Here is a 12,633-nt window from a genome sequence, read left to right as displayed (position 1 = left end):
GATTTATTAACGATACAATACAGTTATGTCAGAAAACGAGCATTCTAACACAAAGAAAAAATCCGGCGGCCTGTTTGGCTGGTTTAAAAAAGATCGTAAGCCAGAAAATCAGCCTGCTAACGATAGCCCCGATGACTCTGTTGAACCGTCAAGCCACAGCGAAACGGATCAGGCAGTAGATACAACAGAAATCAAACAAGCCAATGAAACAAGCCTTCATGATACCCAGGCTGATGATTTATCTTCTGACGAATTAACCGAACAGCCAGCCACTGCCGAACCGGGTGTTATCACCGATGATCCAGATGCAGCGCAAATGCAACCTGAAACACAGAATAAGCCCGGCTTTTTCTCACGGCTAAAATCCAGTTTAAGTAAAACACGATCAAATTTTTCTGACGGACTCGGCAGTCTGGTACTGGGTAAAAAGGTCATCGATGATGATTTACTCGAAGACATTGAAACCCAGTTATTGATGGCGGATGTGGGCTATGACGCCACCGCAGTGATCATTAAAGATTTAACCGAACGCTCTGCCCGTAAGCAATTAAAAGATCCCGATGCATTAATGGCACGGCTGCGAGAATTGCTAGCAGAAATGGTAGAGCCAGTGGCACAGCCGCTCACCATCGACACCAGCACCCACCAGCCTTTTGTAATTTTAATGGTGGGCGTTAATGGCGTTGGTAAAACCACCACCATTGGTAAACTTGCCAAACAACTGAAAGAACAGGGTCTTTCTGTAATGCTGGCCGCGGGCGATACGTTTCGTGCGGCTGCCGTTGAGCAACTGCAAGTTTGGGGGCAACGCAATAGTATTCCGGTGGTGGCACAACATGAAGGTGCCGACTCGGCGTCGGTTATTTACGACGCTCTGCAATCGGCCCAGTCAAAATCCGTTGATGTGCTGATCGCCGATACCGCTGGCCGGCTTCACACCAAAGACAATCTGATGGAAGAGCTGACTAAAGTGAAACGGGTTATGGCGAAGCTGGATGGTAGCGCACCGCACGAAGTCATGTTAGTGGTTGATGCCGGCACTGGACAGAATGCACTGAATCAGGCAGAACAATTTCATAAAGCAGTGGGCTTATCCGGTATCACCCTGACCAAACTCGACGGTACCGCCAAAGGTGGTGTAGTCTTTGCCTTAGCTAAAAAGATGAACATTGCAATCCGGTTTATTGGTGTGGGTGAGTCGCTGGAAGATTTACGTCCATTCGATGCAAATGAATTTATTGACGCATTATTTGATCAATAGCAGCGATGTTTTACTCAGCACCGCTACAGATTAAAGATAGATACGGTATTAAAAACAGTTACTGTGTTAAAGACATATCAAGGCATTTAATACTTGAAACCAGGAATAATCAGGCTTAATCATTCAACGGTTATAAAAACAGATGATCCAGTTTAACGAAGTGTCCAAGCGATACCCCAATGGCCATGAAGCTTTGCGCAATGTCAGCTTCAATCTTGGCAATGGTGAAATGTCATTTTTAACCGGACACTCAGGCGCTGGAAAAAGTACCTTACTGAAACTTATCTGCGTTATGGAAAAGCCAACCGCCGGTCAGGTGATCATCGACAGTCGCAATGTCGGTCGTGCCAGTCGTCGAAAAATTCCATTTATCCGACGCAATATCGGTATGATATTTCAGGATCACCGCCTGCTGTTTGATCGAACCGTATTCGATAACGTTGCACTGCCATTGATCATTGCCGGTTATCCACACAAAGAAATAGGTCGCCGCGTGCGAGCAGCACTGGATAAAGTTGGATTGCTCTCGAAAGAAAAACTTTACCCGATCATGTTATCCGGCGGTGAGCAGCAACGGGTCGGCATTGCCCGTGCCGTTGTCAACAAACCGCCATTATTATTGGCCGATGAACCTACCGGTAATCTCGATCCTGAACTCTCGGCAGAAATCATGTCGCTGTTTGAATCGTTTAATCAGGTTGGTGTCAGCGTTCTAATTGCTTCCCATGATTTGGGTCTGATTGCCCGACTGCCACACCGGGTGATGTCTTTAAAAGACGGTCAAATGATCCACGATGAGCTACAGGCAGGAGGCCAGTCATGAGTCAGCCTGATGCATCAGGATTAAAAGGCGCCAGAGTCTCAACCGGCAGCACTTTTTTATCGCGCCTTAAAATGGGCTTAAGGCAGCACGGCGTCGAATGCCGCAAAGGCCTGCACGAAATTTTTCGCGCACCTTTTTCCAGTTTTATGACCATTGCGGTACTTGCCATAGCTCTGGCGTTACCTGCTGGATTTCATGTGTTTTTAAAGAATGCCCAAAATGTTTCCAGTGGCTGGGATAACGCGACACAGATTTCATTATTTATCGAAAGCAATATCTCGTCACAACAGGTTATCAGCCTTAAAGGCCAGCTTGAGAAGTCCGAAAAAATCGCCGAAGTCAGTTATATTTCGCGTGAAGCCGGGCTGAAAGAGTTTAAAGAGCTGTCAGGCTTTGGTGATGCGTTATCCTATCTTGAAGACAATCCATTACCCGATACACTGGTTATTACACCAACGGAATCTCACAGTTCGCCACAAGCTTCTCAAGCGTTACTTGCTGAACTCGAAGCTTTACCAGAAGTTGAACTGGCTCAGCTCGACTTACAATGGGTACGCAAGCTATACAGTATGATGGCCATCGCCGAGCGTGCAGTTTCGGCACTTGGACTGTTACTCGGCCTGGCGGTGTTACTCATTGTTGGCAATACCATCCGGCTGGCAATTCAGAACCGCCGGGAAGAAATTCAAATCATTAAACTGGTCGGCGCGACAGATGCTTTTATTCGTCGTCCATTTCTGTACAGCGGCCTCTGGTACGGTATTTTTGCTGGCGCACTTAGCTGGATACTGGTGAATAGCAGTGTCTTCTGGCTTAAGGATCCGGTGCGAAATCTGGCAGGCCTCTACGACAGCCAGTTTCAACTGTCTGGCCTGGCTTTTCTCGAAGCCTTACAGCTGATTGCCATAGCAACGTCGCTGGGTTTTCTTGGTTCCTGGCTGTCGGTTGGCCGCCATATTCGAGATATTGAGCCCACCTAAAAATATCATCTTTAACAGAAAGCAAACTTGACTATTTTTTATAACTCGTCAGCGTCCTTTTACGAATTATTATTCTTATTAGGATTAACCGTTATATTGAATCTACAGTGAGTACTTATTAGCTCATAAAACTGCAATTGTAACGGTTTGTGATCACTCACTTGAAAAAGTATTTTTTACCCCTAGATCAGGTGCTTACATATCATTGATTGGGTGAAACTTTTTCCCCAGTAAACACTCTATAGTATTGGCGGTTAAGTATTAGCAATCGTTAAATAAGGGTGCTAATATAACCGGTCAACAACTTGGCATGTAAGTTATGTCAGAGGTTTAGGAGAACTATGAACACTCAGCTTTCGACACAAAATCTTGCTTTATCAGTACCACAAGGCAGTATTGAGGCCTACGTTCACGCGGTAAACGCGGTTCCGGTATTGAGCGCAGAAGACGAAAGAGAACTGGCCCGACGATTCCGTGATAATGATGATCTGGAAGCGGTTCGCCAGCTTATTTTGTCTCATTTACGTTTTGTCGTTCATATTGCTCGCAGCTACAACGGCTATGGTCTGCAACAGGCCGATTTAATTCAGGAAGGCAATGTTGGCCTGATGAAAGCCGTTAAGCGATTCGATCCGGAAGTCGGCGTTCGATTAATATCTTTTGCCGTACATTGGATAAAAGCCGAAATTCACGAATTTGTTTTACGTAACTGGCGCATCGTTAAAGTCGCCACCACAAAAGCACAGCGCAAACTGTTCTTTAATTTGCGTGGCTCTAAAAAACGTCTCGGCTGGTTTAATAACGATGAAGTTTCGGCGGTTGCCAAAGATCTTGGTGTCAGTGAAACCGAAGTGCGTCGTATGGAAGGCCGTCTTAATGCGAGAGATATGGCATTTGATGCGCCTGCTGGCGATGACGATGACAGCAGCAGCTTTTCACCGTCACAGTTTTTAGAAGACAGCTCCGCTGATCCCGCTGACACTTATGAAAAGAATGACTGGCAGAGTCACCATGAAGCAAAACTGGTGAACGCTATGCAACAACTGGATGAGCGCAGTCAGGACATCTTGCAAAAACGCTGGTTAAGTGAAAATAAATCCACATTGCAAGAACTGGCCGATCACTACAATGTTTCTGCCGAACGTGTTCGTCAGTTAGAGAAAAACGCCATTAAAAAACTGAAAGGCTCCATTCTCGCCTAGTAATCGATCCATCAATATTAAAAAAGCGCCGACTCTGGCGCTTTTTTTATGCCTGCCACAAGCATGTATCTTTTCTGGCTACCGTAACTGCCCTGACGGTATTTTCAAGTATCTCACTTGATGAACGCAAATATCTCACTTAAAGAACGATTGTCACCTTCAAGATCCCGGTAAAATTTCGATGGCTTAATCTGTATGGGCTACACTTAATCTATACCGCTTATTTTTAGTGCTAATAAGAATAACAGCAAACCACTACGAGGAGGGCATATGTCAAAACTTTCACTGGGATGCCTGTTGTTTCTGTCACTGTTCATCAGTGCCTGCAATGAGCCGTCTAAGCCGGCGCAAACCGCAGAAACAGAAGCTCAGACTGAAGTCCCGAAAAAACAACCAATGAAAACAGAGCCCGCATGCTCCATCACCATGGGCTGGGATCCCTGGGAACCCTACATGTATCTGATGCCGGGTAATAAAGTTTCGGGCCTTGATGTTGAAATCATTAGCGCACTGGCTGAAGAAGCCGACTGTGACTTGAACTTTGTGCAGGATGACTGGATGAGTTTGCTGCAAAAAGTTGAAAATGGCGAAGTGGATATGGTGGCAGGTGCGTCCATCACTGAAAAACGCAAGAAGTACGCCTTGTTTTCTGAGCCCTATCGTCGAGAATCCTTCGTGATGTACGTTAGAGCAGGGGAACAGGATAACTTTTCTGACAATATTAAAAGCATCGCCAGCGCTGGTAAAACCATAGGTTTAACCACCGATTATATTTATGGTGATCAGGTATCCAATCTGCAGGACTCCCCCGATTTTGCCAAACAATTCGTTTACTCACCGGTTGGCGAAGCTAACTTCTACAATCTGTTGCAACACAATGTCGATGTGGTAGTGGAGGATCCTTTTGTTGGCGCTTACAACCTGAAACGTAAAGGCCTAAGTGATCAAATTGATCAGCTGGACATTACCATTCACAGTGGTGATGTACATTTAATGTTTAGTATGCAATCGGTGGATCATACGACAGTGGCAAGTTTTAATAAGGCGCTGGAAACCATCAAAGCCAACGGCACCTATCAGGACATTTTAAAGAAATATTTGCTTTAAAAAGAAGATGATTTAAAAGCACTCGAGTAATTTACTTGAGTGCTTTTTTATAAATCCTGAACTTTTTGACTCAGGTTATTTGATCTGAGTTAAATCATCTGAGCTAAACCGTTTCACCCATTTCGCGTTTAATATCCAGCATATCGGCAAAAATCTGCGACTTTGGAACTCCTTGCCCTAGCAAATCATGGTAAACCGCCATCACCATGGCTTCTGATCCAGAAATATAAAAGTCTTTGTTTGCCAGATCGGACAATTGACTCATTGCCGTTTGATGCACCAAACCTCGTTCGCCTTGCCACTGCGCATCGTCACCGGATAACACTGGTACATAATTAAAGTTTGTATATTGACGTTGCCACTGACTTGGTAACTCATCCAGATAAAAATCACTGGTAACGGCTGCGCCCCAGTACAGATAAAACTCTCGTGGATCCTGCTGTGCAAAAGCCGATTCAAGCATGGCTTTTATTGGCGAAAATCCGGTGCCACCAACAATACAAACCACCGGTCGAGGGCCATCTCGCAGCACACATTCACCCATCGGGATCTGTATATGGGCTTGCTTTGTGGATTTAAGTTGATCAACGATCAGTTCGGCCAGTTCATGCCCCGGTATCAATTTAATATGCAGTTCCAGATGAGAGGTTTCTTCCGGCGCATTGCCAATTGAAAAAGGGATCCAGCGGCCACCATCGGCCTGTAACGTTAAATACTGACCTGCGGAATAGGGCAGCCGAGTTAGCTCATCCGACACCAGCTTTACCTGATAAACATCGTTACCCAATAACTGAATATCATCTACCTGACAGAATATCTCTTGCACGATCACTCCATTATTTTTAATTTGTCCCACAGCTGATCGACTCGCTGTTTGACTTCGTCACTCATAGTGATGACTTCACCCCACTCACGATCTGTTTCACCCGGCCATTTATTGGTAGCATCGATCCCCATTTTGGAGCCAAGCCCAGACACAGGCGATGCAAAATCCAGATAATCGATAGGTGTATTATCAATCAGTGTGGTGTCCCTGGTTGGATCGACTCGAGTGGTTAATGCCCAGATCACATCTTGCCAGTCGCGCGCATTAACGTCATCGTCGGTCACAATAACAAATTTGGTGTACATAAACTGCCGTAAAAACGACCACACACCAAGCATTACACGTTTGGCATGACCCGGGTACTGTTTTTTCATGGTCACAACGGCCATACGATAGGAACAGCCTTCCGGTGGTAGATAAAAATCAACTATTTCCGGAAACTGACGTTTTAAAATGGGCACAAATACTTCATTCAAAGCAACACCCAAAATAGCCGGTTCATCGGGAGGACGACCTGTATATGTACTGTGGTAAATTGGTTTTTCACGCATGGTCATGCGCTCTATGGTAAACACCGGAAACTCATCAACCTCGTTGTAATAGCCAGTGTGATCCCCAAACGGCCCTTCAGGGGCTGTTTCACCCGGATGGATCACTCCTTCTAAAACAATTTCAGCGGATGCTGGCACTTGTAAATCATTGCCCAGAGACTTGATCAGTTCGGTTTTTTTACCGCGCAATAAACCGGCGAAGGCGTACTCACTCAAATTGTCCGGAACTGGCGTTACAGCGCCCAGAATGGTTGCCGGATCAGCGCCCAATGCAACCGATACCGGAAATGGTTCACCTGGGTGTCGTTGTTGCCACTCCTGAAAGTCCAGCGCACCACCACGATGGGATAACCAGCGCATAATCACTTTATTTTTAGCGATCACCTGTTGCCGATAAATGCCAAGATTTTGCCGTTCTTTATCCGGCCCTCGAGTGATCACCAGGCCCCAGGTTATTAAAGGGCCCGCATCACCTGGCCAGCAGGTTTGCACCGGAATTTTGGACAGATCAATATCATCACCTTCCCAGACAATCGCCTGACAGGGTGCTTTTTTCACAACCTTGGGTGCCATATTCAGCACTTGCTTGAATATCGGCAATTGAGACCAGGCTTCTTTAATGCCTTTGGGTGGTTCCGGCTGTTTTAAAAAAGCCAGTAACTCGCCAACGTCTTTTAGTGCCGAAATATCTTCCTGACCCATTCCCAATGCAACGCGCCGAGTGGTACCAAACAAGTTTGCAAGCACCGGCATTTCACTGCCAACAGGATTTTCAAATAATAAGGCTGGACCGCCAGCACGCAAGGTACGATCGGCGATCTCCGTCATTTCAAGATTGGGATCCACAGGCTCAGAAATTCGCTTTAATTCGCCCAAAGCTTCCAGTTGCTGAATAAAATCTCTTAAATCACGATATTGCATAACACTCTCAATGCAGCGCCGCCTGACACATTACAGTGACAAGCGCCATGGAGCGCATTTAGCGCTTCATGGACTCAAAGAACTCATCATTGGTTTTGGTCAGAGCCAGCTTGTCGACCAAAAACTCCATGGCCTCAATTTCCTGCATCGGGTGAACAATTTTTCGCAAGATCCACATTTTTTGCAGTTCATCAGGAGAGGTTAATAAATCTTCTTTACGAGTGCCGGAGCGATTAATATTGATCGCAGGGAAAACACGTTTTTCAGCGATTTTACGATCAAGATGCAGTTCCATATTACCGGTACCTTTAAACTCTTCGTAAATTACTTCGTCCATTTTCGAACCAGTATCAATCAGTGCGGTTGCAATAATGGTTAAACTGCCACCTTCTTCAATGTTTCTGGCGGCACCAAAAAATCGTTTCGGACGTTGCAGGGCGTTAGCATCAACACCACCGGTTAATACTTTACCCGATGATGGAATAACCGTGTTGTAGGCACGCGCCAGTCGGGTGATGGAGTCGAGCAAAATCACCACATCTTTTTTATGTTCAACCAGTCGTTTGGCTTTTTCGATAACCATTTCGGCCACTTGAACGTGACGACTGGCAGGCTCATCAAAGGTTGATGCGATCACTTCACCACGAACAGAACGTTGCATTTCGGTAACTTCTTCCGGGCGCTCATCAATCAATAAAACAATCAGCGTACAATCCGGATTTTTTGCGGTTATCGACTGCGCAATATTTTGCATCATCATGGTTTTACCGGCTTTTGGCGGTGAAACCACTAACGCACGCTGACCTTTACCAATTGGTGCAGCTAAATCAATAACACGAGCAGTGATGTCTTCACTACTGCCATTGCCTCGCTCCATACGCATGCGATCATCAGGATGCAGTGGCGTCAGGTTTTCAAATAATATTTTGTTGCGGGCATTTTCTGGGCTGTCGTAATTAATTTTATTCACTTTTAACAAAGCGAAGTAACGCTCACCGTCTTTGGGTGGGCGGATTTTTCCGGCTATGGTATCGCCCGTTCGTAAACTGAAACGGCGAATCTGACTGGGTGAAACATAGATGTCATCTGGACCTGCCAGATAAGATGAGTCAGCACTTCTTAAAAAGCCAAATCCATCAGGTAATATTTCCAATACGCCATCACCAAAGATGTCTTCACCCGACTTTGCGTGGGCTTTAAGTATTGAAAAAATGATATCTTGTTTGCGGTTACGAGCCATGTTGTCAATGCCCATGCTCGTCGCAAGGTCAGCAAGCGCTGACGCTGATTTCTGTTTAAGTTCCGTTAAATTCATGATTGGGTATTCGAATGATTGTTGTTTGTTAGATTGCTGCTTATTTCAGAACACACATTTTGACTGTAATAAGCGATTCAAAAACGGTTTAAGGTGAATGCTTTTGCCTGGAAAATCGTTGTAGCTGGGTGGGCCCCACAGGAAAGCTAAACGAAACTTAGCATTAAAAATAAGAAGTGTCCAGCACTCGAAAATACCTTGGCGATAATTCCTTATCACCAAGGTCGGGTAAAACTAGATATTAGAATCTAAAAAAGCCACTAGCTGAGACTTATTAACAGCACCAACCTGAGTCGCTTCGGCTGCGCCATTTTTAAATAACATCAGCGTTGGAATGCCACGAATACCATACTTAGGGGGTGTCGCGCTGTTTTCATCAATATTTAATTTAGCCACCTTGACTTTGCCATCATACTCACTGGCAATATCATCAAGAATAGGGGCAATCATTCGGCAGGGACCACACCACTCAGCCCAGTAATCCACTAAAACCGGAACATCCGATTGCAATACTTCAGATTCAAAACTGTCGTCGGTTAGATGGACAATTTGGTCACTCATTTGCAGGTATCTCCTGTAAAATTCAACTTAATAATGTAGCTGTGCTGTGGGTAGCAAGAAGCTGTATTTGTGGGGTTCAGTTTGACAAATTTCAAGGCAGATATCAAAACAATCGGTTTGCAAATGTGGCGATCCCGATTAAACTGACTCCACACACAGCGCTTTAAGCGCCTAACTCGCGCATCTCTTATGAGATAAGCACTTGATTTTATAATGATAAAATATAGTACTCTAATAAATTACACTAAGAGTTCTTCACAGGAAACCCCAAGAAAACATATATGGCAAAACATCTTACCGATACACCCTTCGCGCATATGGGTCTTGATCCCAGACTGGTTAAAGCACTTCACGCCATAAACTTTACCCATTGCACCCCCATTCAAAAGCTCAGTCTACCGCTTTCTTTAAAAGGTCAGGACGTAGCCGGACAGGCACAAACGGGCACAGGCAAAACCATTGCGTTTTTGCTAGCTGCGCTGGATGAATTATTAACGTTACCGGCCGATCCTAACCGATTGCAGAATGAGCCCCGTGTATTGATTATGGCGCCAACTCGGGAACTGGTGGTGCAAATACTGGAAGACGCAAAACATCTGGTTCAATTTACCGATCTAAAGGTTGGTGCCGTTTATGGTGGTACCGGATATGACGAACAGCGGCAAATGCTTACTCAGGGTATTGATGTGTTGATCGGCACAACCGGTCGCCTGATTGATTATTACAAGCAGGGCATTTACAAACTCGATGCTATTGATGTGGTTGTACTGGACGAAGCCGATCGAATGTTTGATCTTGGTTTTATCGCCGACATACGTTATTTATTGCGCCGAATGCCTGCACCAACTGAGCGACTTAATATGCTGTTTTCAGCCACCTTGTCTCACCGGGTGCAAGAGCTGGCTTACGAACATATGAACAGCCCAGAACATGTACAGGTAGAACCTGAGCAAGTCACCGCCAAAAAAGTTCGAGAAGTACTCTATTATCCCAGCAATTTCGATAAACTGTCTCTGTTATTAGGGCTTATGAACAAGCACCAGCCAGAAAAGTCGATGATTTTTGTTAACACCAAACGCGACGCTGAAACCATCTACTCAATGCTTCGCGCCAATGACTGGAAAGTTGGCTTGTTAACCGGCGATGTGCCACAGAAAAAGCGCATGAGTCTGCTCGAAAAGTTTAAATCCGACGAGCTGCCAGCTCTGATCGCAACGGATGTCGCAGCACGAGGGTTACACATTGATAATGTATCTCATGTGTTCAATTACGATTTACCCGATGATGCCGAAGATTATGTTCATAGAATAGGCCGTACCGCCCGTGCCGGTGCCGATGGCGATGCCATTTCGTTTGCCTGTGAAGACAGTGCTTTTTCACTGCCAGCCATTGAACAATACATAGAGCACAGCATACCGAAACAAGAAATCAGTGCCGACTTATTAGCTGCCGTTAAACCGTTTCGAAAAACGCGTCCTTCACGCGGTCGTCCAAATAAGCGTCCGCCAAAAGGTCAGCAACGCAAACATTAATCACCGGACAAGGAATGTCTATGGCTGAGCAGCCTGAAAAAAATATCGATGAACAGGTCGCGCCAACAATAGCGGCCATCGACTTGGGATCCAATAGTTTCCATTTAACCCTGGCCCGGCTGCAACACAATAATCTTCAGATTATTGGTCGTCTAAAAGAAAAAATTCGCCTTGCCGAGGGGCTCGATGAACAACATATGCTGTCTGAACAGGCACAGCAGCGAGCCCTTGACTGTTTAAAACAGTTTCGTCATCGCTTGCATGGCCTACCTCAACAGCAGGTACGTGCGGTAGGCACCTATACCTTAAGAAAAGCAAAAAACGCCCGCCAGTTTTTACAATTGGCGCAACAGGCTTTGGGTTATCCGATTGAAGTTATATCGGGCACCGAAGAAGCGCGCTTGATTTATGAAGGTGTCGCGCACTTCCAACTATCAAAGCACAAACAACTGGTGATCGATATTGGTGGGGGCAGCACCGAGTTTGCTATTGGCGAAGCCTTTGAACCTGTATTACTGGACAGCTTGCAAATGGGCTGTGTGTCTTACAGCCAAAAATATTTTAGCGATAAACATCTCAACGATGAGAATTTCGAGCGTGCCATAACGGCCTCACAGCTAGAGCTATTATCAATACAAGATTTGTACCTTAGAGAAGGCTGGAGCCTCACCATTGGCACTTCGGGTACCATAGAATCAATCGTTGAGATTTGTCATGGAATTGGTTTCAAATCCAATACCATCACCCTGGACTGTTTGCTGACACTTAAACAGCAATTATTGGCTATGAAACACTTTGATGCCATTGTACTGGATGGTCTGGCTGAAAATCGCCGCGAAATTTTGCCTGCCGGTCTGGCCATATTGATTGCCATTTTTCAGACATTAAAAATTTCATCGATTGAAACGTCACCGGCAGCATTGCGCGAAGGGATGTTGTACGAACTTACCGGTATCGAAAAGATATTCGATATTAAAGAGCGAGCCATCAAAGGTTTGCTGAATAAACATCATGTGGACATGGATCAGGCACGACGGGTTAACCAAACCGCCTTGGTATTATGGCAAAAAGTGGCCAGACACTGGCAGCTAGACGATGATCAATCACGCCTTATATTAAGCTGGGCAGCTCGATGCCACGAGCTTGGACTGAATATTAATTTTAGTAAGCAACAGAAGCACGGCGAATACATTTTAAAAAATACCGACATCAATGGGTTTAGTCTGCAACAGCAGCAACAACTGGCACTGTTGGTTCGAAGTTTTCGCCGAAAATTTCCATTGCACCGATTTGATACCATCGACAATAAGCAAGATAAACAAAGACTGATCCGTCTGGCAAGATTACTTCGTCTGGCAGTTTTGTTTAATCATCGACGACGTGATTTTGATAGCCCGGATGCGGATATTAGTATCGATGATCAGGACACTTTAGTATTAACCTTTAGTAAAGGCTATTTGGAACAACATAAACTGTTGGCGGCAGATTTACAGCAAGAACAATACTTCCTGAATAAAGCAGGCTTAAACTTAGTCATTAATAGTGAATAAGCTT

The 12,633-nt window shown here is 45.2% G+C and carries 11 protein-coding genes; 7 read left to right on the top strand and 4 right to left on the bottom strand.

Annotated features, from left to right (window positions below; genetic code table 11):
- Positions 1-25 precede the first annotated feature (25 nt).
- From ftsY to C8D97_RS15420, 5 genes are all read left to right on the top strand, one after another.
- Positions 26-1,261, top strand: coding sequence for a signal recognition particle-docking protein FtsY (ftsY, locus tag C8D97_RS15440; protein WP_109764700.1), 1,236 nt, complete (start codon positions 26-28; stop codon positions 1,259-1,261).
- 142 nt (positions 1,262-1,403) lie between these two features.
- Positions 1,404-2,084, top strand: coding sequence for a cell division ATP-binding protein FtsE (gene ftsE / locus C8D97_RS15435; RefSeq protein WP_109764699.1), 681 nt, complete (start codon positions 1,404-1,406; stop codon positions 2,082-2,084).
- Positions 2,081-3,064, top strand: coding sequence for a permease-like cell division protein FtsX (ftsX, locus tag C8D97_RS15430; RefSeq protein WP_109764698.1), 984 nt, complete (start codon positions 2,081-2,083; stop codon positions 3,062-3,064). Before ftsE ends, ftsX begins: the two co-directional genes overlap by 4 nt.
- A gap of 341 nt (positions 3,065-3,405) precedes the next feature.
- A complete protein-coding gene (gene rpoH, locus C8D97_RS15425) occupies positions 3,406-4,266 on the top strand; it encodes an RNA polymerase sigma factor RpoH (protein ID WP_109764697.1) in 861 nt (286 codons plus the stop codon).
- A gap of 270 nt (positions 4,267-4,536) precedes the next feature.
- Positions 4,537-5,373, top strand: a complete 837-nt coding sequence (locus tag C8D97_RS15420; protein ID WP_109764696.1) for a substrate-binding periplasmic protein — start codon at positions 4,537-4,539, stop codon at positions 5,371-5,373.
- A gap of 103 nt (positions 5,374-5,476) precedes the next feature.
- On the opposite strand, the gene C8D97_RS15415 is transcribed toward C8D97_RS15420, so the two are convergent.
- The 4 genes from C8D97_RS15415 to trxA form a co-directional block, all read right to left on the bottom strand.
- Complete coding sequence (locus C8D97_RS15415; protein WP_170115274.1) at positions 5,477-6,199, bottom strand: NAD(P)H-flavin reductase; 723 nt, start codon at positions 6,197-6,199, stop codon at positions 5,477-5,479.
- A gap of 2 nt (positions 6,200-6,201) precedes the next feature.
- On the bottom strand, positions 6,202-7,671 hold the full coding sequence (gene ubiD / locus C8D97_RS15410; protein WP_109764694.1) for a 4-hydroxy-3-polyprenylbenzoate decarboxylase: 1,470 nt from the start codon (positions 7,669-7,671) through the stop codon (positions 6,202-6,204).
- Positions 7,672-7,729: 58 nt separating this feature from the next.
- Positions 7,730-8,986 carry a transcription termination factor Rho gene (gene rho, locus C8D97_RS15405; RefSeq protein ID WP_109764693.1) on the bottom strand — a complete coding sequence of 419 codons (1,257 nt, stop codon included), beginning with the start codon at positions 8,984-8,986 and terminating at the stop codon, positions 7,730-7,732.
- A 234-nt stretch (positions 8,987-9,220) separates the two neighbouring features.
- Positions 9,221-9,547: a thioredoxin TrxA gene (gene trxA, locus C8D97_RS15400; protein WP_109764692.1), complete on the bottom strand. Its 327-nt coding sequence runs from the start codon at positions 9,545-9,547 to the stop codon at positions 9,221-9,223.
- Positions 9,548-9,828: 281 nt separating this feature from the next.
- Between trxA and rhlB the strand changes: the two genes are divergently transcribed.
- Together rhlB and ppx are read left to right on the top strand one after the other, a co-directional pair.
- Positions 9,829-11,079 (top strand): ATP-dependent RNA helicase RhlB, encoded by a 1,251-nt coding sequence (rhlB, locus tag C8D97_RS15395; RefSeq protein WP_109764691.1) that lies wholly within the window; start codon positions 9,829-9,831, stop codon positions 11,077-11,079.
- 20 nt (positions 11,080-11,099) lie between these two features.
- Positions 11,100-12,629, top strand: a complete 1,530-nt coding sequence (gene ppx / locus C8D97_RS15390) for an exopolyphosphatase (RefSeq protein WP_170115273.1) — start codon at positions 11,100-11,102, stop codon at positions 12,627-12,629.
- Positions 12,630-12,633 lie beyond the last annotated feature (4 nt).

Source organism: Pleionea mediterranea, from assembly GCF_003148745.1.
GTDB lineage: Bacteria > Pseudomonadota > Gammaproteobacteria > Enterobacterales > Kangiellaceae > Pleionea > Pleionea mediterranea.
This window is presented reverse-complemented; position numbering and strand designations above follow the sequence as displayed.

What these genes read in the sequence shown, in the direction of transcription:
- ftsY (WP_109764700.1), top strand. Translation starts at nt 26, where the DNA reads ATGTCAGAAAACGAGCATTCTAACACAAAGAAAAAATCCGGCGGCCTG.
- ftsE (WP_109764699.1), top strand. Translation starts at nt 1,404, where the DNA reads ATGATCCAGTTTAACGAAGTGTCCAAGCGATACCCCAATGGCCATGAA.
- ftsX (WP_109764698.1), top strand. Translation starts at nt 2,081, where the DNA reads ATGAGTCAGCCTGATGCATCAGGATTAAAAGGCGCCAGAGTCTCAACC.
- rpoH (WP_109764697.1), top strand. Translation starts at nt 3,406, where the DNA reads ATGAACACTCAGCTTTCGACACAAAATCTTGCTTTATCAGTACCACAA.
- C8D97_RS15420 (WP_109764696.1), top strand. Translation starts at nt 4,537, where the DNA reads ATGTCAAAACTTTCACTGGGATGCCTGTTGTTTCTGTCACTGTTCATC.
- ubiD (WP_109764694.1), bottom strand. Translation starts at nt 7,671, where the DNA reads ATGCAATATCGTGATTTAAGAGATTTTATTCAGCAACTGGAAGCTTTG.
- rho (WP_109764693.1), bottom strand. Translation starts at nt 8,986, where the DNA reads ATGAATTTAACGGAACTTAAACAGAAATCAGCGTCAGCGCTTGCTGAC.
- trxA (WP_109764692.1), bottom strand. Translation starts at nt 9,547, where the DNA reads ATGAGTGACCAAATTGTCCATCTAACCGACGACAGTTTTGAATCTGAA.
- rhlB (WP_109764691.1), top strand. Translation starts at nt 9,829, where the DNA reads ATGGCAAAACATCTTACCGATACACCCTTCGCGCATATGGGTCTTGAT.
- ppx (WP_170115273.1), top strand. Translation starts at nt 11,100, where the DNA reads ATGGCTGAGCAGCCTGAAAAAAATATCGATGAACAGGTCGCGCCAACA.